General features: G+C 68.2%; 24 protein-coding genes and 1 pseudogene. 6 read left to right on the forward strand and 19 right to left on the reverse strand.

What is annotated here, in order from left to right:
- The 5 genes and pseudogenes from ABDV68_RS04280 to soxR all read right to left on the reverse strand — a co-directional run.
- Nucleotides 1-109 (reverse strand): annotated as a pseudogene (locus tag ABDV68_RS04280) (30S ribosomal protein S11); the annotation flags it as partial.
- A 58-nt stretch (nucleotides 110-167) separates the two neighbouring features.
- Nucleotides 168-536, reverse strand: coding sequence for a 30S ribosomal protein S13 (gene rpsM, locus ABDV68_RS04285; RefSeq protein WP_066579258.1), 369 nt, complete (start codon nucleotides 534-536; stop codon nucleotides 168-170).
- A gap of 387 nt (nucleotides 537-923) precedes the next feature.
- Nucleotides 924-1,439, reverse strand: coding sequence for an SRPBCC domain-containing protein (locus ABDV68_RS04290; RefSeq protein WP_343518417.1), 516 nt, complete (start codon nucleotides 1,437-1,439; stop codon nucleotides 924-926).
- A gap of 53 nt (nucleotides 1,440-1,492) precedes the next feature.
- Nucleotides 1,493-3,670: a S9 family peptidase gene (locus ABDV68_RS04295; protein WP_343518418.1), complete on the reverse strand. Its 2,178-nt coding sequence runs from the start codon at nucleotides 3,668-3,670 to the stop codon at nucleotides 1,493-1,495.
- 109 nt (nucleotides 3,671-3,779) lie between these two features.
- Nucleotides 3,780-4,226 (reverse strand): redox-sensitive transcriptional activator SoxR, encoded by a 447-nt coding sequence (gene soxR, locus ABDV68_RS04300; RefSeq protein WP_343518419.1) that lies wholly within the window; start codon nucleotides 4,224-4,226, stop codon nucleotides 3,780-3,782.
- Nucleotides 4,227-4,313: 87 nt separating this feature from the next.
- On the opposite strand from soxR, the gene ABDV68_RS04305 reads away from it, so the two are divergent.
- Nucleotides 4,314-4,688 (forward strand): VOC family protein, encoded by a 375-nt coding sequence (locus tag ABDV68_RS04305; RefSeq protein WP_343518420.1) that lies wholly within the window; start codon nucleotides 4,314-4,316, stop codon nucleotides 4,686-4,688.
- On the opposite strand, the gene ybaL is transcribed toward ABDV68_RS04305, so the two are convergent.
- The 4 genes from ybaL to trmD all read right to left on the reverse strand — a co-directional run bounded on the left by ybaL (nucleotide 4,679) and on the right by trmD (nucleotide 8,163).
- Entirely contained in the window at nucleotides 4,679-6,325 is a 1,647-nt protein-coding gene (gene ybaL / locus ABDV68_RS04310; RefSeq protein WP_343518465.1) for a YbaL family putative K(+) efflux transporter, read from the reverse strand. The genes ABDV68_RS04305 and ybaL overlap by 10 nt on opposite strands.
- A gap of 215 nt (nucleotides 6,326-6,540) precedes the next feature.
- The gene (locus ABDV68_RS04315; RefSeq protein WP_343518421.1) at nucleotides 6,541-6,936 is read right to left on the reverse strand and encodes a hypothetical protein; all 396 of its coding nucleotides are present in this window, start codon (nucleotides 6,934-6,936) and stop codon (nucleotides 6,541-6,543) included.
- Between the two features lie 104 nt (nucleotides 6,937-7,040).
- Nucleotides 7,041-7,433 carry a 50S ribosomal protein L19 gene (gene rplS, locus ABDV68_RS04320; protein WP_343518422.1) on the reverse strand — a complete coding sequence of 131 codons (393 nt, stop codon included), beginning with the start codon at nucleotides 7,431-7,433 and terminating at the stop codon, nucleotides 7,041-7,043.
- Between the two features lies 1 nt (nucleotide 7,434).
- Nucleotides 7,435-8,163, reverse strand: coding sequence for a tRNA (guanosine(37)-N1)-methyltransferase TrmD (gene trmD, locus ABDV68_RS04325; RefSeq protein WP_343518423.1), 729 nt, complete (start codon nucleotides 8,161-8,163; stop codon nucleotides 7,435-7,437).
- A gap of 44 nt (nucleotides 8,164-8,207) precedes the next feature.
- On the opposite strand from trmD, the gene ABDV68_RS04330 reads away from it, so the two are divergent.
- Nucleotides 8,208-9,116 carry an FAD-dependent oxidoreductase gene (locus tag ABDV68_RS04330; protein ID WP_343518424.1) on the forward strand — a complete coding sequence of 303 codons (909 nt, stop codon included), beginning with the start codon at nucleotides 8,208-8,210 and terminating at the stop codon, nucleotides 9,114-9,116.
- 152 nt (nucleotides 9,117-9,268) lie between these two features.
- On the opposite strand, the gene ABDV68_RS04335 is transcribed toward ABDV68_RS04330, so the two are convergent.
- The 5 genes from ABDV68_RS04335 to ffh form a co-directional block, all read right to left on the reverse strand.
- On the reverse strand, nucleotides 9,269-10,804 hold the full coding sequence (locus tag ABDV68_RS04335; protein WP_343518425.1) for a serine hydrolase domain-containing protein: 1,536 nt from the start codon (nucleotides 10,802-10,804) through the stop codon (nucleotides 9,269-9,271).
- Nucleotides 10,805-10,851: 47 nt separating this feature from the next.
- Nucleotides 10,852-11,574 carry a metallophosphoesterase family protein gene (locus ABDV68_RS04340; protein ID WP_343518426.1) on the reverse strand — a complete coding sequence of 241 codons (723 nt, stop codon included), beginning with the start codon at nucleotides 11,572-11,574 and terminating at the stop codon, nucleotides 10,852-10,854.
- A gap of 11 nt (nucleotides 11,575-11,585) precedes the next feature.
- The gene (gene rimM / locus ABDV68_RS04345) at nucleotides 11,586-12,149 is read right to left on the reverse strand and encodes a ribosome maturation factor RimM (protein ID WP_343518427.1); all 564 of its coding nucleotides are present in this window, start codon (nucleotides 12,147-12,149) and stop codon (nucleotides 11,586-11,588) included.
- Nucleotides 12,150-12,237: 88 nt separating this feature from the next.
- Nucleotides 12,238-12,831 carry a 30S ribosomal protein S16 gene (gene rpsP, locus ABDV68_RS04350; RefSeq protein WP_343518428.1) on the reverse strand — a complete coding sequence of 198 codons (594 nt, stop codon included), beginning with the start codon at nucleotides 12,829-12,831 and terminating at the stop codon, nucleotides 12,238-12,240.
- A gap of 33 nt (nucleotides 12,832-12,864) precedes the next feature.
- Nucleotides 12,865-14,349: a signal recognition particle protein gene (gene ffh, locus ABDV68_RS04355; protein ID WP_343518429.1), complete on the reverse strand. Its 1,485-nt coding sequence runs from the start codon at nucleotides 14,347-14,349 to the stop codon at nucleotides 12,865-12,867.
- A 223-nt stretch (nucleotides 14,350-14,572) separates the two neighbouring features.
- Here ffh and ABDV68_RS04360 point away from each other — a divergent pair, with 223 nt between their 5' ends.
- Nucleotides 14,573-16,216: an EAL domain-containing protein gene (locus tag ABDV68_RS04360; RefSeq protein ID WP_343518430.1), complete on the forward strand. Its 1,644-nt coding sequence runs from the start codon at nucleotides 14,573-14,575 to the stop codon at nucleotides 16,214-16,216.
- 3 nt (nucleotides 16,217-16,219) lie between these two features.
- Here the strand turns inward: ABDV68_RS04360 and ABDV68_RS04365 are convergent, their stop codons facing one another.
- Nucleotides 16,220-17,179: a homocysteine S-methyltransferase family protein gene (locus ABDV68_RS04365; RefSeq protein WP_343518431.1), complete on the reverse strand. Its 960-nt coding sequence runs from the start codon at nucleotides 17,177-17,179 to the stop codon at nucleotides 16,220-16,222.
- A gap of 304 nt (nucleotides 17,180-17,483) precedes the next feature.
- Nucleotides 17,484-18,074 (reverse strand): DUF924 family protein, encoded by a 591-nt coding sequence (locus tag ABDV68_RS04370; protein WP_343518432.1) that lies wholly within the window; start codon nucleotides 18,072-18,074, stop codon nucleotides 17,484-17,486.
- On the opposite strand from ABDV68_RS04370, the gene mtaB reads away from it, so the two are divergent.
- Genes mtaB through ABDV68_RS04385 form a run of 3 tightly spaced genes read left to right on the forward strand, consistent with a single transcriptional unit; the run spans nucleotide 18,073 to nucleotide 20,862 of the window.
- Complete coding sequence (gene mtaB, locus ABDV68_RS04375) at nucleotides 18,073-19,311, forward strand: tRNA (N(6)-L-threonylcarbamoyladenosine(37)-C(2))-methylthiotransferase MtaB (RefSeq protein WP_343518433.1); 1,239 nt, start codon at nucleotides 18,073-18,075, stop codon at nucleotides 19,309-19,311. The two genes, ABDV68_RS04370 and mtaB, sit on opposite strands and share 2 nt — an antisense overlap.
- Complete coding sequence (gene ftsY / locus ABDV68_RS04380; RefSeq protein WP_343518434.1) at nucleotides 19,308-20,237, forward strand: signal recognition particle-docking protein FtsY; 930 nt, start codon at nucleotides 19,308-19,310, stop codon at nucleotides 20,235-20,237. Before mtaB ends, ftsY begins: the two co-directional genes overlap by 4 nt.
- Before the next feature lies 1 nt (nucleotide 20,238).
- Entirely contained in the window at nucleotides 20,239-20,862 is a 624-nt protein-coding gene (locus ABDV68_RS04385; RefSeq protein WP_343518435.1) for a septation protein A, read from the forward strand.
- 161 nt (nucleotides 20,863-21,023) lie between these two features.
- On the opposite strand, the gene ABDV68_RS04390 is transcribed toward ABDV68_RS04385, so the two are convergent.
- The 3 genes from ABDV68_RS04390 to pspF form a co-directional block, all read right to left on the reverse strand.
- A complete protein-coding gene (locus ABDV68_RS04390; RefSeq protein WP_343518436.1) occupies nucleotides 21,024-21,641 on the reverse strand; it encodes a superoxide dismutase in 618 nt (205 codons plus the stop codon).
- Nucleotides 21,642-21,734: 93 nt separating this feature from the next.
- A complete protein-coding gene (locus tag ABDV68_RS04395) occupies nucleotides 21,735-22,514 on the reverse strand; it encodes a TSUP family transporter (RefSeq protein WP_343518437.1) in 780 nt (259 codons plus the stop codon).
- Between the two features lie 40 nt (nucleotides 22,515-22,554).
- Nucleotides 22,555-23,589, reverse strand: a complete 1,035-nt coding sequence (pspF, locus tag ABDV68_RS04400) for a phage shock protein operon transcriptional activator (protein WP_343518438.1) — start codon at nucleotides 23,587-23,589, stop codon at nucleotides 22,555-22,557.
- Nucleotides 23,590-23,680 lie beyond the last annotated feature (91 nt).

Below are 23,680 nucleotides of genomic sequence, written 5' to 3' on the forward strand. Positions count from 1 at the left end.
CGTCCGTGATCGTGATCATGGTGTTGTTGAAGCTGGCGTTCACATGGGCGACGCCGGCGGTGATGTTCTTGCGTTCGCGACGGCGAAGACGCTGCGGTGCTTGTGCCATTGTTCAGTAATCCTTCGAAATGCGAAGCAGGCGGGCCACCGCGAGGCGGCCCAGCGGCTTACTTCTTCTTGCCGGCGATCGGCTTTGCCTTGCCCTTGCGAGTGCGCGCATTGGTGTGCGTGCGCTGGCCGCGGACGGGGAGACCCTTGCGGTGACGCAGGCCGCGGTAGCAGGCCAGGTCCATCAGGCGCTTGATGTTCATCGCGGTCTCGCGGCGAAGATCGCCCTCGACGGTGTAGGCGCCGTCGATGGTCTCGCGGATCTGAAGCACTTCCTGGTCGGTCAGGTCCTGCACGCGACGCTCGGCAGTGATGCCCAGCTTGTCGGTGATTTCCTTGGCCTTCGCGGGGCCGATGCCGTGGATATACTGAAGCGCGATCAGAACGCGCTTGTTGGTGGGCAGGTTAACGCCCGCAATACGTGCCATGAATCTTGTTCTCCCAGCTCCACGGGGCCTGCATGGCAGCAAGCCCCATCTCGTCGCGTTGACCCGAAACGCATGCGCGCGGCACACGCTCAAGAGCGCTGCCGGTCGAACGGGTTTCGGAAGATGCGCGACATATGGAGTCGGACCCACGCTGTCAAGCGCCCGGGCCGAATGGAATTCGCGTTAGAGCCATATACACCATTCGCCGCGCCCGGCCAAGCGAATGACGATCAGCCGACGCTCCGTGAGGTCGGGACAATCCTCCCCCGCCAGGGGAGGTGGCGCATCGCGCGACGGAGGGGGAGGAAGCACGCTCCTCGACGTTCTGGCATCCGCCCCCTCCGTCAGCCTGCGGCTGACCCCTCCCCCTGGCGGGGAAGGATAAGTCTACTCACCCTGCTCAGCGGCGTTCTTGAGCGCGGGCCATTGCGCGGCGAGCACGCCGTCCACCGCCTGCGCGAAGCTGGCGACGCCGTTGGGATGATAGCCTCCGACGACATAGGTGACGGTCACCGCCGTTCCCTGCCCCTCGGGCTTGAGCGCGAAGGTCATCGTGCCCGTCACCGCGCCGCTCTGCAGCGGGCCGAAGGCACCATCGACGCGCAGCACCTTGCCGCGGTCCGCATAGATCACGCGCGCATGCTCGATCGCGCCGCCGGTCACCTTCTCGCACCAGCAGCCACCGGGCCGCGGATCGATCGAGAGGTTGGCGGCAATGCCCGAATAGCTATGGTCCTTGCTCCACCAGGCCGAGGGCCGGACGATCGTGTCCCATACTTTCTCAGGCGGGGCGGCGACGACCAGCCTGTGAGTCGAGACGAACCCGCCCGGCTCGGACTTGGTCACCTCGCCCGCTGCCGGCCATCCGGCGAGCAGCGCCGCCGCCACGATCACCTTGCGCATCACCTGCCCCTCCTCTTGCACCGAGGGTGAGCGTGGCCCGCGCGGCCGTCAATTCATTTCGCGGCGGTGCTGCGATCGAGGAAATCGAGGATCGTCTTCCACAGATGAACGCTGACGCCCGGCCCGCCGACACGGTGAGTCTGGCCGGGATAGAGCATCGTCTCGAACGGCACCGCGCCGCCCTGGAGCTTGGCCATCATCACCGTCGAATGCTCGAGCACGACATTGTCGTCGGCCATGCCGTGGATCAGCAGCAGCGGGTCGGCGATCTTGAGCGCGTCCGCCACCGTGTTCGACTTGTCGTAGGCCGCTTGCACCTGGCGCGGGTCGCCCATGTAGCGCTCGGTATAGTGCGTGTCGTAAAGCTCCCACTTGCTCACCGGCGCGCCCGCAACGCCCGCGGCGAACACGCCGGGGCCGGCTTCGAGCATCTTGAGCGTCATGTATCCGCCGTACGACCAGCCATAGGTCGTGATCTTGCCGGGGTCGACGAAGTCGAGCGTCTTGAGATACGCCGCCCCGGCGAGCTGGTCCTGCACCTCGACCCCGCCCATCGCCTGGAACAGGTGGTCCTCGAACGCCTTGCCGCGATTGGCGGCGCCGCGATTGTCGAGCTGGAACCAGATATAGCCGCGATCGACGATATACTGTTGAAGCGCCCCGCCCCATTGCCGGCTCACCGTCTGCGCATGCGGGCCGCCATAATGCTGGAAGAACACCGGGTATTTCTTGCCCGGCTCGAGTGGCGGCGTGATCATCTCCCAGTGCAGGACAGTGCCGTCGGCCGCCTTGATCGTGCCGAACTGCTTGGCACGGTGGCTGGCGAGATAGGGCGCATAGGGATGGTCGCCCGCCACCGCATTCTCGTTGACCCAGGCGAGGCGCTTGCCCGCCGCGTCGGTGAGCATCACCTGCGGCGGCTGGTCGCCCTTCGAGCGCGTGACGATGATCCGGCTCGCCGCGGCGTTGGCGGTCGCGGCGTTCCAGTAGCCGGGTTCGCTAAGCCGGGTCACGGTGCCGGGCTTGCCCAGATCCACCGCATAGAGGTGCCGTTCGAGCACGCCGTCCTTGTTGCCGAGGAAGGTCACCCGCCCCCTGGTCTCATCGACTCCCACCAGCTCGGCGACTTCCCAGTCGCCCTTGGTCAGCTGAGTCCATTTGCCGTCGCGGAAGCGGTAGAGGTGGCCGTGCCCGTCGCGCTCGGACCACCAGATCAGGCTGCCGTCCTTGAGCGCACGATACGCGTCGGAGAGGTTGACCCAGCTGCGCGCGCCCGACTTCTCGCTGAACAGGACGCGCGACTTGCCGGTCGCGGGATCGACCGCAAGCATGTCGAGCACCGTCTGCGCGCGGTTCTGGCGCTGGACGAGCAGCGTCTTGCCGTCGGGGGTCCAGTCGACGCGGGCGAGATAGATGTCCGTCTCCGTACCCAGATCGACCTTCACCCGCCCGCTGCCGTCGGGGTTCATCACATGGAGCTCGACCAGCACATTGGCGGTGCCGGCCTTGGGATAGCGTTGGTCGTAGACCTTGGTCCCCTCGGCCCCGATCGCGGCGCGGCTGACGATGCCGACCGGCGCCTCGTCGAAGCGCTGCACGGCGATGCGCTTGTCGTCGGGCGACCACCAATAGCCGGTGCGACGCCCCATCTCCTCCTGCGCGACGAACTCGGCCTCGCCGAAATAGACCGTGCCTCCGCCATCCGTCGTCACCTTGTTCTCTTTTCCGGAGGCGAGATCGGACACGATCAAGTTCTGATCCCGAACATAGGACACGAAATGTCCTCCCGGGCTGATTTCGGGATTCAGCTCGCCCGTCTCGCTCTTGGTCAGCCGCCGCACCTCACCCGAAAGGCTCGCGAGGTAGAGATCGCCGTCGAGCGGCACCAGGATCGACTTGCCGTCGGGCGCCCAGTCATAGGCGACGATCCCCCGCGTCCCGCCGATCCGCGCGCGCTCGCGCTGCATCTTCTCGGCCTCGGACAATTCGGCGCCGGTGCCGATCTTCTGGCTGTCGACCAGCATCCGCCACTCGCCCGTGGCCGTGTCCATCGCCCACAGGTCGAAGCGGTCGCGATCCTCGGCGCGGTTGCGCAGCACGGTCACATATTTGCCGTCGGGCGAGAGTTTCAGCGTGCGCGGCGTGGCGCCGGCGAGATCGGGACTGGCGAAGACTCGCTCCAGTGTCAGCGCCTGCTGCGCCTCAGCCGGCATCGCGGACACCCCCGCCATTGCCATCAATCCGCCGACCACCGCTTTCCACATCCCGCAACCCGCTCATATTCTTGTCGATGCGTCGGCTATCGGGCCTCGGGCCCGTCGCGTAAAGTATCGAATGCGATCAGCCGCGGCCGAGTATCTGGCGCGGTCCCGGCCCCTCCGCGCCCAGCCGGTCGCCGGGATTGTAGAGGCCGCACTTCCTGAGCGAGAGACAGCCGCAACCGATGCAATTGTCGAGCGTGGCGCGCGTGCGTTCGAGCAGCGCGATGCGGCGGTCGATCTCCGTGCGGAAATTGCGGCTCATCGCCTCCCAGTCCGCCTGAGTCGGGGTGCGGCCCTGCGGCAGCTGCGCCAGCTCCGCGCCGATCTCCTCGATCGTCAGTCCCAGTTTCTGCGCGATCAGCGCGAACGACAGGCGGCGGATATCCGAGCGCAGGAAGCGCCGCTGGTTGCCGCCGGTGCGGATCGGCTCGACCAGCCCGCGCCCCTCGTAGAAGCGGATCGCCGAGACCGACAGGCCGGTCCGCGCCGCCAGCTCGCCGATCGTCAGCAGCTCGTTCCCGCGCATCGCTCCCTCGCAAATTAGCGCTTGATCTCAACTTAAGTTGAGGTTGTACCGGAGCCGGGCAACCACGCAACCGCAAAGGACATGCGCATGCCCGGCCCGATCATCGAGCACGTCAATCTCACCGTCACCAACCCCGCCCGCACCGCTGCGCTGATGGAGCGGCTGTTCGACTGGCACATCCGCTGGGCCGGGTCCGCGCGCGACGGCGGCACATCGATCCATGTCGGCGACGAGCGCTTCTACATCGCGCTCTACGCACCCCCGGGCGAGCCCGAGGCGCGTTTTCCCAAGGGCGAGCCGCTCAACCATGTCGGCATCCTGGTCGCCGATCTCGATGCGATCGAGGACAAGGTCGCCGAGGCAGGCCTCAAGCCCTTCAACCATGGCGACTATTCGCCCGGTCGCCGCTTCTACTTCCTCGACTATGACGGGATCGAGTTCGAGATCGTCTCCTATGGCTGACGCGCCAGCGGCACCGCGCACAGGCTGAGCATGCGCGAGGCGATCTCGCGCTCGCCCATCACCACCTCGCCGGCGCCCTTGGCCTCGAGATGCTCGACCTCGGCGTCCGAGTGCGCGCGGGCGACGATCGCGATGCCGGGGTTGATCGCCCGCGCGGCCTCGACCACCGCGCCGCCCTCGAACCCTTCGGGGATCGCGATCAGCAGCTTGGCGGCGCGATCGACTCCGGCGGCCTTGAGCGCCTCGGGATCGACCGCGTTGCCGCGCACGACATCGAACCCCTCGGCCTTGGCGTCGCGCGCCATGTCGGCCTGATCCTCGATCAGGATGAAGGCCCGCTTCCTCGCGAGCAAATCGCGCGCGAGCAGCTTGCCGACTCGGCCGAAGCCGACCAGCACGACATGGTCCTGCAGGTTGCTGGTGTCCGCCGGCGGCTCGATCGGGTCGGTCTTCTCCTGCCGCTTGGGCACCAACCAGGTGAAGATGAAGGGGTTGAGCAGGATCGAGAGCAGCGCGCCGGCAAGGATCAGGTCGCGGCCGGCCGCGGGCAGGATCTCGAGGCCGGTGCCGAGCGTCGCCAGGATGAACGAGAACTCGCCGATCTGCGCGAGGCTGGCGGCGGCGGTGATCGCGATCCGGTGGCTGTATCGGAGCGCACGCACGATCAGATAGGCCGCGACCGATTTGCCGAGCACGATGATCAGCACCGTCGCGATCAGCGGCAATGGCTGCTGGACGACCACGGACGGATTGAACAGCATCCCGACCGAAACGAAGAACAGCACCGCGAACGCGTCGCGCAGGGGCAGTGTCTCTTCGGTCGCCTGACGGCTGAGCGGAGTCTCCCCCAGGATCATGCCGGCGAAGAAGGCGCCGAGCGCGAACGACACGTCGAACACCACCGCCGCGCCGAATGCCACCCCCAGCGCGATCGCGAGCACGGCGAGGCGAAACAGCTCGCGCGAGCCGGTGTGTACCACCCAGTGCAACGCCATCGGGATCACCCGGCGCGCGACCAGCAGCATCACCACGAGGAATCCTGCGACCTTGAACCCGGTCTGCGCCAGCGGAACGAGCAACGCCGACCAGCTCGCCGGAGCGTCGCCCTTCATCACCTCGGCGAGCGCGGGCAGCAGCACCAGCGCGAGCACCATCACCAGATCCTCGACGATCAGCCAGCCGACCGCGATGCGCCCCCGCTCGGTATCGACGATGCCGAAGCCCTGCAGCGCGCGCAGCAGCACCACGGTGCTGGCGACCGACAGCGCGAGGCCGAAGACGAAGCCGGCGAGCGGGTCCCAGCCCAGCGCCCAGCTCAGCCCCATGCCCATCAGCGTCGCGACCGCGATCTGGCCGATCGCGCCGGGCACCGCCACGCCCTTCACCGCGAGCAGGTCGCGGAGCGAGAAATGCAGGCCGACGCCGAACATCAGCAGGATCACGCCGATCTCGGCGAGCTCGGCGGCGAGGTTGCCGTCGGCGACGAAGCCCGGCGTGAATGGGCCGACGACGATCCCGGCGAGGAGATAGCCGGCGATCGGCGACACCCTCAGCTTGTGGGCGATCGAGCCCATGATGAAGGCGATGACGAGGCCGGCGACGATCGTGGCGATGAGCGGCGTGTGGTGCATAGGCAGTCCGATGTCCCTGTTATGGGCCCGGGCCGGCACTGCGGCCCGGGCTGCGGCTCACTCGGTCGTCGCGCCGACCAGCGCCGCGGCGAGCGCGGCGCTGCCGGCAATCCCGCCCCACAGGGCAGGTGCGAACCACCAGGGCGGCCGCTTCTTGCGTGGCGTTTCCATGACGTTTCTCCCAATTCGGCCGCGGCGCGCGCGGCGGGTTGGCAGTGGAGTCAGGTCAGGGGCGGACCACGCGGGCTGCCGTCCAGCACGGCGCGCGCCCGGACCGGAGACGCCACCGCCGCTGGCTTGGGAACAGCGGCGATGGCGTCCGGCCGTGGAGCCGGAAGAATAGACCGGGAGAGGATCTGCGCCGCGCCGCCCTGCCCGCTCGCCGGATCATCGTCCCGGCGCGGACTCTCGATCACGACGCGCGGTTGTGCGCGGGGTTGGAGGGCGACGGCGGTGGTCGCCGGATTGAAGGCGGAGCCGACTGCGATGGTGCGCGGCGGGCCGCCGGGCATCAGCGAGGAAAGCAGCGCGACTGCAAGCGCGAGCCAGAGCGAAGCGACATGGAGCGGCAGCCTCAACTGCCTGATCGCCGCTGTCTGGTTCCTCCGGTTCGCCACTTCATCAAGTTAGGGCGACTCGGCCGAAATTCAACGCGCCTAAACGAAGCGGGGCGCGGAAAGCCAAGCCTTCCGCGCCCCGCGCTGTTCGTCTGGCGAGCGGCTTATTCGGCCGCTTCGACTTCCTTCGACGGGCGCACGTCGCGGCGCTCGGCGATACGCGCCGACTTGCCGGTGCGGCCACGGAGGTAATAGAGCTTGGCGCGACGCACGACGCCGCGACGGACGACCTCGATGCTGTCGATGTTCGGCGAATAGAGCGGGAAGACGCGCTCGACGCCCTCGCCGAACGAGATCTTGCGAACCGTGAAGTTGCTGCCCATGCCCTTGTTGGCGCGGGCGATGCAGACGCCTTCATAGTTCTGGACGCGGGTGCGCTCGCCTTCGACGACCTTCACGCCGACCTTGAGCGTGTCGCCGGGGCGGAAATCGGGGATCTTCTTGTCGGCCAGGAACTTCGTGACGTTCTCGGCCTCGATCTGCTGGATGAGGTTCATCTCATTCGTCCTTCTGTCGCCGCGCGCCAGAGGGAGACTGGACCCGAGCGCCCTCGTGGCGCTCCCAAAGATCCGGCCTCCTTAGCCGTGTGTCGGTCTCGGCCATCGACTTGCGCCAGGCCGCGATCCTCGCATGATCCCCCGATCGCAGCACTTCGGGGATCGTGCGCCCTTCCCATTCGACGGGCCGGGTATATTGCGGATATTCGAGCAAGCCGCTTTCGAAGCTTTCCTCGACCCCGCTGGAAGGCGCGCCCATTACGCCGGGAAGCAGCCGAATGCAAGCGTCGAGAAGCACCAGCGCGCCCATCTCCCCGCCGGAGAGGACATAGTCGCCGATCGAGACCGGCTCGATCGCACGTGCCTCGAACAGACGCTCGTCGAACCCCTCGAACCGGCCGCACAGGATCGAGACGCCGGGGCCGGCCGCCAGCTCGCGCACGCGCCGCTGGGTCAGCGGCGCCCCGCGCGGCGTCATCGCGAGCATCGGCCGGTCATAGCCGACGCTGTCGCAGGCGGCCGCGAGGATGTCCGCCTTGAGCACCATCCCCGCCCCGCCCCCCGCCGGTGTGTCGTCGACGGTGCGGTGCCTGTCGACCGCGAAGTCGCGGATGTGCACCGTGTCGAGCGACCATTTCCCCTCGGCGAGCCCGCGCCCGGCGAGCGAAATGCCGAGCGGGCCGGGAAACATCTCCGGGTAAAGCGTTAGGACGGTTGCGGCGAAGCTCATGCCGCCTGTTCGCGGCTCGGCGGCCGCTTGGCAAGGGAGACGGCATGGAGGATTGCATCATCGTCGGCGCGGGACCGGCCGGTTTGACCGCGGCGATCTACCTCGCCCGCTTCCACCTTTCGATCCGGCTGTTCGACTGCGGGTCGAGCCGCGCGGCGCTGATCCCGCGGACGAACAACCACGCCGGCTATCCGGAGGGCGTGGCCGGAACCGAACTGCTTCGGCTGATGCTTGCCCAGGCCGAACGCTTCGGCGCGGTGCGCGAGACGCTCGAGGTGAAGCGGATCGAGCCGCTGAGCGAAGGGTTCGCGGTGCATGCCGGCGAGCGCACCTTTCCCGCCAGGGCGGTGCTGCTCGCTACCGGCGTGGTCAATCACCGGCCGGACGCGATCGACGACGCCACGCACGACGCCGCGCTCAAGGCCGGACTGCTGCGCTATTGTCCGATCTGCGATGCCTATGAGGTGACCGACAAGCGCATCGGCGTGATCGGCACCGGCGACCATGGGATGCGCGAGGCGCTGTTCCTGCGCGGCTACAGCGCCGACGTGACGCTGATCGCGCCCGGCGCGGAGCACCGGCTCGACGCCGATTGCCGGGGCCAGCTCGACGCGGCGGGGATCGCGCGGATCGATGGGCCGTGCGGCGATTTCCGGATCGAGGGCGAGCGGATCAGCGTCGGCACCGCCAACGGGCGGATGTCGTTCGACACGATCTATCCGGCGCTCGGCTCCCGCATCCGCTCGGGCCTGGCGGTCGCCGCGGGGGCCAGGGCATCGGCGGACGGATGCCTCGAGGTCGACGATCACCAGCGCACCTCCGTGCCCGGGCTGTTCGCGGCGGGCGACGTGGTCAAGGGGCTCGACCAGATCAGCCATGCGATGGGCGAAGCTGGCGTCGCGGCGACGACGATCCGCAACATGCTCGCCGAGCAGCGGCCATTGTGGCGGTGAAGCGTTTCGAAAGTTGACGATGTTACGCGCAAGCGCGCGAATTCTGTCGCTTTCGTCGCGTTCCGGGCCAGCGCGGCCGAGGGGCCGGAATGGTCGTCGGACGCTCCTGATATGCGGGATGCGGGTCTGTAGGAAAGTTCTTTTTTCCTGGCCTAGTTCGGCTGCGGGACGAAGCGCAGCGCCTGGATCGTCGGCGGGTTGGTCGGCGCGAGCAGGATCTGGCCATCGAGCTTGCCTTTGGCGCAGGTCCAGCGGAAGGCGGTCGAGAGATTGCCGGTCGGCGCGAGCGGCTCGGCGGTCGTGCACTCGCCGACCAGCGCCTTGATCCGCCCGAATTCCTTGGCCCAGTTCTCCGGCGAGCGATCCATCAGGAAGTTCATCGCGAGTTTGCCGTCGAGCGGCTTGAGATCACCGGCGGCATAGGCGGCACGCGCGGCGTCCTGCATCCGCCCGAGCAGCGGATTGAGCGGCTTTTCAGGCCGCGTTACGGCACCGGCCTTCGCCAAGGCCCAAAGCGACTGCCACACCGGCACGGCGGGCGCCTGATAGGTACGGTTGGCGAAGCCGAAGGCGGCGATGCCCAGCTCGGGCGCGAGCACCACGAAGCTGCCATAGCCGGGATATCCGCCGCCATGGCTGAGGGTGAGGCTGAGCTGGCAGTCGGGCGTCACGCGCATGCCCATGCCATAGGCGATGGCGTGGACGCATTTGTCGCCCTCGGGTCCGCCGTTGCGCGGCGCGATGCGAACGAAATTCAGGCCCTGCGCCATCTCGCGCACGGTGGCGCGCTTGACCGGGCCGGTGTCGGCGCCGTCGCGCGCCGGCCAGGCCGAGAGCAGGAAGGCGACCCATTTGGCATAGTCGTTCGCCGTGGTGACGAGCCCGCCCATCGCGCCGAACGCGCCGTCCTTCATCGACGGCTCCTCGACCCAGCGCTCATTCTCCCAGCGATAGCCGATCGCGAGCTTGCCCTTGGGCACTTCGCTCACCTCATAGGTCGAGGCGGTCATGCCGAGCGGGCGGAGGATCGTGTCGCGGATATAGGCCTGGTAGGGCTTGCCCGACGCGTTGCTGACGATGCGACCGAGCAGCGCGTAGCCGAAGTTCGAATATTCGTGCTGGCTCTGGCCGACGCGGCTCCACGGCACGCCGGCGGCGATCATCCCGCTGAACTCGGCCTCGGTCAGCACCTGTTGCCGGTCGCCCCAGGGATCGTCGGTGACCATGCCCGAGACATGCGCGAGCAGGTCGCGGATGCGGATACGCGGGGCGTCGCTGGTCGGGTATTTCCAGCCACGCATCTCGGGAACGTGCTTTTCGGCCAGATCGTCGAGCGCCAGCTTGCCGTCGTCGCGCAGCTTGAGAATGGCGAGCGCGGTGAATGCCTTGCTCATCGAGGCGATGCGGAAGCGCGTGTCGAGCGTCACCGGCGCGCCGCCGATGGTCTGGACGCCCTGCATCGCGGAGAGCGCCGCCTTGCCGTCCTTGATCACGACATAGACGAGGCCGGGCACGGGGGTGCGCTGGCGGAATTTGGCGAAGGCGTCGCCGATTTCGACGACTGCGGCGGGCGGAAGCGGCTGCACGGCCTGCGCCGTCGCGGGCAGCGGCGCCGCGACGAGCAGTGCGGAAAGGACCGTGAGGCCGACGAAGGTTGCAGGGGCCGAACGGCGTGGCTGGTGGAGCATCCTCATACCCCCAGGCAACCAGAGAAACGCCCGCTTTGGAAGCAGAATCAGTCGGCGAAGCCGGTGCGCAGGGCGACGGCCCAGTCCGCCCTGCCCTCCCGCCCGGCCTTGGCAGCGGCGGCTTCGTGGTCATAGGCGACGGCACGCAGCTCGACGTCGATGCCGCGGACCAGCGCATAGCGCGCGAGCGGATCGCCATTCTCGACGATATAGGGCAGCGGGTGATCGTCGTGGAACGCCTGGAGGCCGACGCTGCCGGGATTGGCGATCGTGCGGCCGTCGGCGAGCGTGACGATGCGCGGGAGATGCGTGTGACCGCACAGGGTGAGCGCGGCGGTGGAGTCGCCGAGCCGGTCGGCGATCTCGGCCCCGGCGGCCTCGCGGATGCCGGCAGGCTCGACGGTATGGAGCAGATGCTCGAGATCGCTGCGCGCGCTGCCATGGACGAGGAAGATCTCGTCGCTCAGCGCGAGCACCGGCGGCTGGGCGGCGAACCAGGCGAGCTGCGCATCGCTGAGGCGCTCGCGGGCGAAACGGTCGGAGGCGCCCATCCGCTCGAGCGAATGAGTCAGCAACTGCCGCTCGTGATTGCCGGCGATCGTCGGCCAGCCCTCGCGCATCAGCAGGTCGGCGGTCTCCGCGGGCCAGAGCGGGCCTGACAGGCTGTCGCCGAGATTGACGAAGCTGGCCGCCCCGGCCGCGCGGGCGTCGGCGATCACCGCTTCGAGCGCGGGAAGGTTGCCGTGGATGTCCGAGAGGACGGCGATCATTTTCCCGGAGATCATTCCGCCCAGCCGTCGGCGACGGTGAGGCGGGTCTCGTCCCAGCTGGGCACCGCCTCGGGCCGCATCGGCACCATGAAGCGCTTGCCGTCGGCGCGCTCGATCTCGAGCACGTCGCCCGCGCCGAAATTCTCGACGCTCACGACGGTACCGATCGCTTCGCCAGCTCCGGATACCGCGGCAAGGCCGATCAAGTCGGCATGGTAATATTCGCCCTCCCCCAATGGCGGCAGGGCACTTCGCGGAACGGAAAGCTCAGTGCCGCGCAGCTTCTCGGCGGCGGTGCGGTCGGGAATCTCGGCGAAGCGGGCGATCGCGCCGTTGGGGCCGTGCCGCACCGACTTGAGCGTCAGCACCCCGCCATTGAAGCTGCGATGCGCCGCCAGGTCTTCGGCAAAGACCTTGAGGCGGACCTCGCCCGAGACGCCGTGCGCGCCGATGACGACGGCGAGCGTGACCGGCCGATCAGCCGTCGGGAGAGCCTTCGCCGGGCGGGCTGGCGTCGTCGCCGCCCTCGGCGGGCTTGTCGGTGGAGACGCCCCGATTGGCGTCTTCGTCGTCATCGTGCGGCGGGTCCGGCGGATCGATCGGCATCATGCGCTCCTGGGTTGGCCCGGGGAGAACGCACGATGCCGACCTTCGTTCGCACGATTACTCGGCCTTCGCCTCTTCCTCGGTCGCCTCGGCGGCCGGAGCTTCCTCGGCGGGCGCTTCCTCGGCCACAGCCTCGACGGCCGGGGTCTCTTCGGCGACCGCCTCGGCGACCTGCTCGGCCTCCGCGGTGGGCTCCTCGGTCGCAGCCTCGACCTCGGCGGCAACGACCGCTTCGGTTTCGGCCTGGGCTTCCTCGACCGCCTCGGGCTCGGGCGCCGGCGCGGCGGCCGCCTCGGCAGCGGCTTCCCGCGCGGCCTTCAGCTTCTCGGCCTTCTCCTCGGCGCGCTCGACGGCCTTCTCGCCCGGCTTGCCCTTGTTCGGGTTGTTCTTCGCGGCGCGCTCCTTGACGCCGGTGACGTCGAGGAAGCGGGCGACGCGGTCGGTCGGCTGCGCGCCGACGCTCAGCCAGTGCTTCGCGCGCTCGGTGTCGAGCTTGATGCGGTCGGCGTTGTCCTTGGCGAGAAGCGGGTTGTAGGTGCCGATCTTCTCGATGAACTTGCCGTCACGCGGCGAGCGGGCGTCGGCGACGACGATCCGGTAATAAGGGCGCTTCTTCGAACCGCCACGCGACAGACGCATGCTGAGTGCCATTGGTAATCTTCCTTCTTAAAAGTCTGAAACGATTTACTTCTTCTTGTTCAAAAGCTTTGCGAGCTCGGGCGGCAAATCCGCCCCGTCCGGAAGCCCGGGGATACCGCCGCCGGGACCGCCGAGCTTGCCCATCATCTCGCCCATCTGCGGGCCGCCGAGCGCGTTGCCGAGGCCGCCCATGCCGCCCTTGCCGAGCATCCCCATCAGCCCCTTGAGCCCGCCCATCTTCTTGATGCGCTTCATCGCGGTGGACATTTCGAGGTGCATCTTGAGCAGCTTGTTGACGTCCTGCACGGTCGTCCCCGAGCCCTTGGCGATGCGGATCTTGCGCTTGGCGTTGATCAGCTCGGGCTTGGCGCGCTCCTTGGGCGTCATCGAGGTGATCATCGCGTCCATGCGGAGCAGGATGCGCTCGTCGACCGCGCCATTGGCCATCGCCTGCTGCGCCTTCTTCATGCCGGGGATCATGCCCGCCAGCGCGCCGAGCCCGCCCATGCGGCGCATCTGTGCGAGCTGGCCGCGCAGGTCGTTCATGTCGAACTGGCCCTTGGCGAGCCGCGCCGCCATCTTCTCGGCGTCTTCGGCCTCGATCGCCTGCGCGGCCTTCTCGACCAGCGACACCACGTCGCCCATGCCGAGGATGCGCCCGGCGACGCGCTGCGGGTGGAACGGCTCGATCGCGTCGAGCTTCTCGCCGACGCCGGCGAACTTGATCGGCTTGCCGGTGACGGCGCGCATCGACAGCGCGGCGCCGCCGCGCGCATCGCCGTCCATGCGGGTAAGCACGACGCCGGTCAGCGGCACCTGCTCGCCGAAGCTCTGCGCGACGTTGACCGCGTCCTGGCCGGTCAGGCTGTCGACGACGAGCAGGATCTCCTGCGGCTTCGAGATGTCGGCGACCGCCTTCATCTCGTCCATCAGCTGCTGGTCGACGTGCAGGCGGCCCGCGGTGTCGAGCATCAGCACGTCGAAGCCCTGGAGCTTCGCGGCCTGGAGCGCGCGGCGGGCGATGTCGACCGGCTGCTGCCCCGCCACGATCGGGAGCGTCGCGCCCTCGATCTGCGTGCCGAGCACCGCGAGCTGCTCCTGCGCGGCCGGGCGATTGACGTCGAGCGACGCCATCATCACCTTCTTGCCCTGCTTCTTCAAAAGCTTGGCGAGCTTGGCGGTGGTGGTGGTCTTGCCCGAGCCCTGCAGGCCGACCATCATGATCACGGCGGGCGGCGTCACGTCGATGGCGAGCTCGGCGGTGTCGGGACCGAGCATCGCGACCAGCGCGTCGTTGACGATCTTGACGACCTGCTGCCCCGGCGTGACCGAGCGCAGCACCTGCTGGCCGACCGCCTGCTCGGTGACGCTGTCGACGAAGCTGCGCGCGACGGGCAGCGCGACATCGGCCTCAAGCAGCGCGATACGCACTTCGCGCATCGCGGTCCGCACATCGGCCTCGGTCAGCGCGCCACGGCCCTTCAAGCGGTCGAAAACGCCGCCAAGCCGCTCGCTCAGACTATCGAACACTCGCTTCTCCAATTCTTCCCAGATGCCGAAACGCAAAACACGCCGGCGGACGAAACCTCGTCGGCCAGCGTTGCCCTCGGGCAAAGATGCGTCGCGTTCCTGGGAACGGTCGGGCGGCCGCTTAGCCGGAAATGGAGATAGGTGCAACCGCCCTTCGCTTTAACTCCATCTACACCCTCGACATGAAATACCGCATCGCTGAGCAGACAGGGGGCCTCCCGGCATGGCGCTGGACTTCGACGACACGCGCGATCTCGACCGGGAACCGGCCGGAACGGACCTGATCACGGGGGCGATCAGCGTCGCCGCGATCCTGATGTTCGTCGGCACCGGCAGCTCGGTGCTGTCCAAGACGCTCAAGCATTATTTCGAGGGCGGCGCGCCCGCCGACCGCACATTGGTGATCGCGCTGCTGCTCAACGTCGCGCTGATCCTGTTCGGCTGGCGCCGCCATCATGCGCTGCGTACCGAAGTGCGCATCCGCACCGCCGCGGAAGAGCGCGCGCACATGCTGGCGAGCCGCGATCCGCTGACCGGCTTCCTCAACCGCCGCAGCCTGGCCGAGGAAGGCGCCGCGATGTTCGTGCGCGCGCACCGCCGCGGTAAGGCGATGGCGCTGCTGATCGTCGACCTCGACCATTTCAAGACGATCAACGACATGCACGGCCACGCCGTGGGCGACGCGCTGCTACGCGCGGTGGCGGGCGAGATCGCCGCGGCGATGCCGCCGATCGCGCTGACCGCGCGGCTGGGCGGCGACGAGTTCGCCTGCGGCTTCCTGTTCGATCCCGGCCAGCCCGACACGGTCGAGCGCATCGCCGAGAAGCTGGTCGCGCGCATGGCGCAGCCGATCGAGGCGGACGGGTTCCGCCTGCACATCTCCTGCTCCGCCGGCGTCGCGCGCTCCGATTTCGACTGCCAGAGCATCGACGCGCTGATGCGCTCGGCCGACATCGCAATGTATGCGGCGAAGAAGTCGGGCCGCAACCGCTATGCGTGGTTCGACCAGTCGATGGAGCGCGAGCTGCAGACGCGCAACGAGCTCGAGTCCGGACTGCGCGCCGCGATCCCGCGCGGCGAGATCGTGCCCTATTTCGAGCAGCAGATCGATCTCAAGACCGGCAAGCTGCACGGCTTCGAGGTGCTGGCGCGGTGGGAGCATCCGACACGCGGGCTGATCAGCCCCGACCTGTTCATCCCGATCGCCGAGGAGACCGGCATGATCGGCGACATGTCGCTGTCGATCATGCAGCAGGCGTTCAGCGCGGCGCGCGACTGGGACCCCGCGCTCAGCCTGTCGGTCAACATCTCGCCGTGGCAGCTGCGCGACGCGTGGCTGGCGCAGAAGATCATCAAGGTGATGACCGAGACCGGCTTCCCCGCGAGCCGGCTCGAGATCGAGATCACCGAGAGCGCGCTGTTCGACAATCTCGCGCTGGCGCAGTCGATCGTCGGCAGCCTCAAGAACCAGGGCGCGCGGCTGTCGCTCGACGATTTCGGGACGGGCTATTCGAGCCTCGCGCACCTGCGCGCGCTGCCGTTCGACCGCATCAAGATCGACAAGAGCTTCGTCATCTCGTTGAACGAGAGCGCCGACTCCGCGGCGATCGTCAACGCGATCGTCAGCCTGGGCGACAGTCTCAACCTGCCGATCACCGCCGAGGGCGTGGAGGACGCGGCGATCGAGGCGCGGCTCAAGGCGCTGGGCTGCGCCAAGGCGCAGGGCTGGTATTACGGCAAGCCGCTCTCGCTCGCGGGCGCGCGGCGCCTGCTGGCGGAGCGCCGGCTGCTGGGTCAGCCCGGGGAGCAGCGCCCGCCGGCGACCGTGGTGCCGATCACGCCGGGCAGCGAGCGGCTCGCGGGCTGAGCGTCAGCGGGCGGGTTCGAAACCGCCGACAGTCCGGAGCGCACCCGCGATCTGCGTGACGTGGCGCAAATCGCCGCCGCAGCAGGCACCGAACAGGTTCAGCCAGGGCATGCGCGCATGGAGCGCCGCGTAGAGCTGGCCCAGCTCGTGCGGATCGCCGGGATCGAGCTCGGGCGCTTCGTCGAGCTCGGCATGGCTTCGGCGCGACGCGTTGGCGCGGATGCCGCGGATGCGGCGCGCCCAGTCGGCGTCCTCCAGCGCGTCCGCGAAATGGTCCGGATGGGCGCAGTTGACCATGAAATAGGCCGTGCCGCCCGCGGTCGCGTCGTCGACCGCGCGGATCGCCTCGCCGAGCGACTGGCCGTCGGGGAGCCGGCCGTCGGTCTCGACCGTAAACGAGATGGCGACGGGCAAATCCGAAGCGGTGGCCGCGCGGACCAGCCCGATGGCTTCGCTCGACTGATTGAAGGTCAGGCCGGTGACCATGTCGGCCTCGGTGTCCGCGAGCCAGCCGAGCTGCTCGGCGTAATAGGCTTCGGCTTCGTCCGCCGGGATCTTCCGGTCGGGACGATAGGCGTCGCCGCGCGGGCCGATCACGGCGTTGATGACGATCGGCGCGCCGCCATCGAAGCGGGCGCGCAGGGCGGATGCGAGGCCGACGGCATCCTCGTTCGCGGCGCGCAGCTCATCGGCGTCCTGGCCTAGGTCCGCAGCCCAGTGCCGGTGCGCCTTCCACGTCACCGTATCGAGGACGAAGCCCGCCCCGGTCTCGCGCGCAAGGTCGAGGAAGCCGGTGAAGTAGCGCTCGAGCGCCGCCCTGCCCTCCGCCTCGGGCAGGAGCGTGTGCGCGGCGAATTCGCGGATCTCGATCCCGTGGTTGAAGATCAGGTCGGTCTCCAGCCCGGCATCGGCCAGGAAGGTGCCGCCCTCGAGCTGCGGCAGCGCGTATCGGTATCTGGGCATCACAAGCTCCCCGCCTATGGCTCGCCCCCTTTATCACGCGTCCGGACCGCGAGACATTGGATTCGGGGCTGGATTCGATTTTACTTCGATCGAACCGCCCTTAGCGACTCCAGGGTGGAACCTCTCCTTCAAATCGTCCCCCATTCCACGTCCTCGCCTCCGCCATTCACATCGTCATCCCCGCGCAGGCGCGGATCCCATTCTGCTGGCTTCGCGGCGAGAACCGATTGCTCCCCACCAATGGATCCCCGCCTGCGCGCGGATGACGACGAAAGGATTTGGGCGTCGACCTGGCTGGTCCGCGCTACCACCCCACGCCCGGCTGACTCAGATAGACCCGCTCCTCGGGCGTCGATTCGCGGCCGAGCGCGGCGTTGCGGGTGGGGAAGCGGCCGAACTGCTCGATCACCACGGCATGATCCATCGCGTAGCGGACCTGTTCGTCGAGGCCGATCGCCGCCATCTTCTGGATGCACAGGCGCTGCGCTTCCGGGTTCTCGGCGTGCATCAGCGGCATGTAGAGAAAGGCGGCACGCTCGGGCGGGAGGTCGCGGTCCCAGCCCTTGTCGATCGCTTGCATCGTCAGCGCGAGCGCGAGCGTGTCGCCGGCAAAGGCCTCTGGGGTGCCGCGATGGATGTTGCGGCTGAACTGGTCGAGCACGATGATCGCGGCGAGCAGGCTGTCGGGATCGTTGCGCCAGCCCGCCGCCCCGGTCGCGAGCAGGACGTCGTGCAGCGTCGCGAAGCGGGTGCGGATCATGGCATCGAGCGCGTCGTCCTTGACGAAATGCTGTTCCGCGGTGAGCTCGCCGAACCAGAAGTCCAGCACCAGCTTTGCCTGCTCCTGGGCCTCGACATGGACTTCGCCGTCCGCCGCAACTAGATCGCCGTCCATGTCGTCCTCCTGTCCCGGACCCGAGGTAATCAGTCTCGGCTGCCGGCTCAACCTTGCCGAAAGCGAAACGATCCGCGCGCTGCTCGGGTCCCGCGACGTGGTGGTCGTCAACAGCTGTGCGGTGACCAACGAAGCGGTGCGCCAGACACGCCAGGCGATCCGGCGCGCGCGACGGACGCGACCCGAGGCGCAGCTCGTCGTGACGGGGTGCGCCGCGCAGATCGATCCCGCGGGCTTCGGCGCGATGCCCGAGGTGGACCGGGTGATCGGCAATGCCGAGAAGCTGGCGCCGCAGGCCTGGGTGTCGGACGAGGCCGCGCTGGTGCAGGACATCATGGCCGTGCGCCAGACCGCGCCGCATCTCGCCGCGAGCTTCTCGGCCCATGCCCGCGCGTTCGTCGAGGTGCAGAACGGGTGCGACCATCGCTGCACATTCTGCGCGATCCCCTATGGCCGCGGGAACAGCCGCTCGGTACCCGCGGGCGCGGTGGTCGAACGGGTGCAGGCGCTGGTCGCGGCTGGGCATCGCGAGATCGTGCTGACCGGCGTCGACCTCACCAGCTACGGCCCCGACCTGCCCGGTTCGCCGAGCCTCGGCATGCTGGTCGAAAGAGTGCTGGCGCATACCCGGGTCGAGCGGCTGCGCCTCTCCTCGCTCGACGGGATCGAGATCGACGACCGGCTGTTCGCGCTGCTGACGCAGGAAGCGCGGGTGATGCCCCATGTGCACCTGTCACTTCAGGCGGGCGACGACATGGTGCTCAAGCGGATGAAGCGGCGGCATTCGCGCGCGCAATCGGTGGCGCTGGTCGAACGACTCAAGTCGGCGCGGCCGGGACTCGCGATCGGCGCGGACCTGATCGCCGGCTTCCCGACCGAGGACGAGGCGAGGTTCGCCAATACACTGGCGCTGATCGACGACTGCGACATCGTTCATGCGCATATCTTCCCCTACAGCCCGCGCGACGGCACGCCGGCGGCGCGGATGCCGCAGGTGACGCCGGGCGTGGCCAAGGCGCGCGCGGCGGCGTTGCGCGAGCGCGCGGCGGTGCGGCGGGCGGCGTGGCTGGGCTCGCTGATCGGGACGCGCCAGTCGATTCTGGTGGAAAGACCGGGCGACCGCGGGCATGCGGGCAACTTCGCGGAGGTGCTGCTTCCGCCAACTGAAGTCGGGACCATCGCGAGCGTGAAGATCGAACGAGTGCAGGACGGCAGGCTGATCGGGGCGGCGGCATGAGCGGGCCGTCGTGGCGCGAGCGGCTGCTCGGCGGATTCAAGAAGACGTCGGACCGGCTGGTCGGAAACCTTGCCGGGCTCGGCGCGGCGCGGCTCGACGACAACACGCTCGACGAGATCGAGGAGGCGCTGATCGCTTCCGACCTCGGGCCGGCGACGGCGGCGCGCGTGCGCGACCGGCTCGCCGAGGGGCAGTTCGAGCGCGGCATGGAGGATCTCGGCATCCGCCTGGTCGTCGCCGAGGAGATCGAGAAGGCGCTGGTGCCCGTCGCCAGGCCGCTGACCACCGACAAGGCGCGGCCGCAGGTGATCCTGGTGATCGGCGTCAACGGGTCGGGCAAGACCACCACGATCGCCAAGCTCGCCGCGATCCTCAAGGACCAGGGGCTCAAGGTCATGCTCGCGGCGGGCGACACGTTCCGCGCCGCGGCGATCGGCCAGCTGCGCACCTGGGCCGAGCGTGTCGGCGTGCCGATCATCGCGGGCGCCGAGGGCGGCGACGCGGCGGGGATCGCGTTCGAGGCGCTCAAGCAGGCGACCGACCAGCGCGCCGACGTGCTGATCGTCGACACCGCGGGGCGGTTGCAGAACAAGCGCGAGCTGATGGACGAGCTCGCCAAGATCCGCCGCGTGCTCGGGCGCATCGATCCGGGCGCGCCGCACGACGTGGTGCTCGTGCTCGACGCGACCACCGGCCAGAACGCGCTCAGCCAGATCGAGGTGTTCAAGGAAGTCGCCGGCGTAACCGGCCTCGTAATGACAAAACTCGACGGAACCGCGCGCGGCGGCGTGCTCGTCGCCGCCGCCGAGAAATACGGCCTCCCCATCCACGCCATCGGCGTCGGCGAGAAGGTCGACGACCTGCGCGGCTTCGATCCCAACGAGGTCGCCCGGATCATCGCCGGAGTCGAAACGTTCCAGAGGTAGTATGACCACGCAGACCAAAGCCGCCCCCTCGCCGGGCTTCCGCATGCTGATCGATTTCGGTCCGCTCGCGGTGTTCTTCGCCGTGAACAGCTTCATGGGCGGGCCGCAGCTGATGCGGATGCTCGTGGCGACGGCGGCGTTCATGGTGGCGATCTTCGTCGCGATGGGCGTGTCGCTGTGGAAGACCAGGCACATCTCGCCGATGCTGTGGATCTCGGGCGCGCTGGTGCTGGTGTTCGGCGGGCTGACCCTGTGGTTCCGCGATGAGACCTTCATCAAGGTCAAGCCGACGATCGTCTATGCGATGTTCGCGATCGTGCTCGCTTATGGGCTGATCACGAAGAAGCCGCTGCTCCAGATGCTGCTCGAGAGCGCCTATCCGGGGCTGACCGCCAAGGGCTGGCGGCTGCTGACGATCAACTGGACGGTGTTCTTCGCCGCGATGGCGGTGCTCAACGAGATCGTGTGGCGCACGCAGAGCTGGGATTTCTGGGTCGGCTTCAAGCTGTGGGGCGTGGTGCCGCTGACGCTGATCTTCGCGATGGGCAACATCCCGATGCTGCTGCGTCACGGCCTGACGACGGATCCCGAGATCGTCGACAAGGCGCTGCCGCCGGAGCAATAAACCGATCCGTCACCCCGGCCTTGAGCCGGGGCTGGGCTGCCTTGACCAAGGGAAGAAAAAGCCCTGTCCCGGGTCAAGCCCGGGATGACGAAGGGTTAGAGTTTGACCGAATGAAAACGGGCCGGAGTTTCCTCCGGCCCGCTCGTGATCGGTCTGGCCGATCAGCCTTCCTGGTCGGCCCGGCTCACGCCCTCGCCGTCGAGATTGGCGGCGACGAAGTCCCAGTCGATGATCTTGGTGATCGCCTCGAGATAGCCCGGGCGCGCATTGCGGTAGTCGATGTAATAAGCGTGCTCCCACACGTCGATCGTCAGCAGCGGCTTGAAATCATAGACCACCGGCGTGTCGGCGTCGTGCAGCGAGGTCACCTTGATCTCGTCGCCCTCGAGCACCAGCCAGCCCCAGCCGTTCGAGAAGTGGTTGGTCGCCTCCGCGATCAGCTTCTTCACCAGCTCTTCCTTCGAGCCGAAGGTCTTCTCGATCAGCTCGGCGAGCTTGCCGGTGGGCTCCTTGGGCTCGGGGGTCAGGCCGAACCAGTAGAACGTATGGTTCCAGATCTGCGCCGAGTTGTTGAACAGCGCCTTGTCGCCGGTCTCCTTGGCGTGGCGGATCACCTCGGAGAGCTTCTTCCCCTCCAGGCCCTTGTCCGCGACGAAACCGTTGGTCTTGTCGACATAGGCCTTGTGGTGCTTGCCATAGTGGAAATCGAGCGTCTCGGCCGAGATGGTCGGCGCGAGCGCGTCCTTGGCGTAGGGCAAAGTGGGAAGTTCGAAAGCCATGTGACCCTCCTTGTTCTGGTGTCGCGCCCGCCTAACGCATCAGGCGGGGCTTTGCCGCACGAAATTTTCTTGTGACGCGATCGAAATGGGCGATCAGTGCGGCAGCACCTTCCAGATCGGATTGGCCGGGTCGGCGAGCAGCTTGACGGTGAGCGCGACCGACATCAGCACGAGCAGCGGGCGCACTCCCTTGCCGCCGAAGCGCATCGCCAGCCGCGCGCCGATCTGGTTGCCGACGATATTCGCCGCCGCCATGCTGAGGCCAAGCACCCACAGCACCTTGCCGCCCGCGATCATCGCGAGCAGCCCGGCGACGTTGGTGGCGAAGTTCAGGAACTTGGCGTTGGCGATCGCGCGAACCAGGCCAAGGCCGGCGAGCGCGACCATCATCGTCGTGAGGAACGAACCCGCGCCCGGGCCGAAAAAGCCGTCATAGAAGCCGAGCACCACCGCCACCGCGGTGAGCCCGAAGCGGCCGAACCGCGCGATGCGGTCGACATCGCTCATCGGCGGCGCGAGCAAGAAATAGAGCGCCATCAGGATCAGCAGCACCGGCACGAACGCGGTAAGGAATTTCGGATCGACATGCTGGACGGTGAAGGCGCCCGCGACCGAACCGAGGAACGCGCCCGCGGCGGGGATCGCGAAGCGCTTGAGATCGATGTGTCCGCCGCGCCAATAGGCGATGCACGCCGAGGCGGTGCCGAAGCTGCTCTGGAGCTTGTTGGTGGCAATCGCCGCGACCGGCGGCACGCCGACCGCCATCAGCGCCGGGATGGTCAACAGCCCGCCGCCGCCCGCCATCGCGTCGATCGTGCCCGAGACGAAGGCGATCGCGACCAGGAAGGCGAGGATTTCGGCGGTCAGTTCCATCCGCGGCCGATAGGCGCCCGGCCGCGGCGCTGGCAATGGCCTATCCTCCCGCGTTGAGCAGTTCGTGCCGCTTGAGCGCGTGGCGCAGCTGGTCGTAGCTCAGGCCCAGCGCCTCGGCGGTGGCGCGCTGGTTGAAGCGGTTCTCGGACAGCGCACGGCTCAGCAACTCGCGCTCGAAGCGCGTGACGCGGCTCTTGAAGTCGCCCGAGAGATCATCGTCGCGGCGCGGCAGCGGCCCCGGCTCCTCGGTCGTCAGCTGGACCGGCGCGGCGTTGCCGGGAATGCCGTGGGGCATCGGCTTGGGACGATAGGGCGAGGCGAAGGGATCGATCTGTATCGCATCGACCGGCCCGTGCCGGTCCCAGCGATAGACCGCGCGCTCGACGACGTTGCGCAGCTCGCGGACATTGCCGGGCCAGCTGTAATCGGTCAGCGCGTCGAGCGCGGTGGGACCGAACCCTTCCCAGTCGCGGCCGATCTCCGACGCCATACGTCGTCCGAAGAACTCGGCGAGCACCAGGATATCGCCGGGACGTGCGCGCAGCGGGGGCAGCGTCACCACCTCGAACGAGAGACGGTCGAGCAGGTCGGCGCGGAACGTGCCCTGCTCCACCCGCTCGGGCAGATGCTCGTTGGTCGCGGCGACGATGCGGACGTCGACGGTGATCGGCTTGGACGCGCCAATCCGGGTGATCTCGCCATATTCGACCGCGCGCAACAGCCGGTCCTGCGCCGCCATGCTGAGCGTGCCGAGCTCGTCGAGGAACAGGGTACCGCCATCGGCTTCCTCGAACCGGCCGGGGCGCGACTTGGTGGCGCCGGTGAAGGCCCCGGCCTCGTGCCCGAACAGCTCGGCCTCGATCAGCGTCTCGGGCAGCGCGGCGCAGTTCATGATCACCAGCGGCTGGTCCCAGCGCGGCGACAAGCGGTGGAGGCGCTCGGCGACCAGCTCCTTGCCGGTGCCGCGCTCGCCGATCACCAGCACCGGACGATCGAGCGCGGCCGCGCGCGAGGCGAGCTCGAGCGCGTCGAGAAAGGCGCCGGATTGGCCGATGACCTGGGTTGTGCGCTCCATGTCCGAAGCTTTGGCGTATTTTCCCAACACTTGGCAAGCGCGCATTTCGTGCGAACCGAGGAATCGGCGAAAAATGGCGGATTTCTGCGCC

Source organism: Sphingomonas sp. (genome assembly GCF_039595165.1).
GTDB lineage: Bacteria > Pseudomonadota > Alphaproteobacteria > Sphingomonadales > Sphingomonadaceae > Sphingomonas.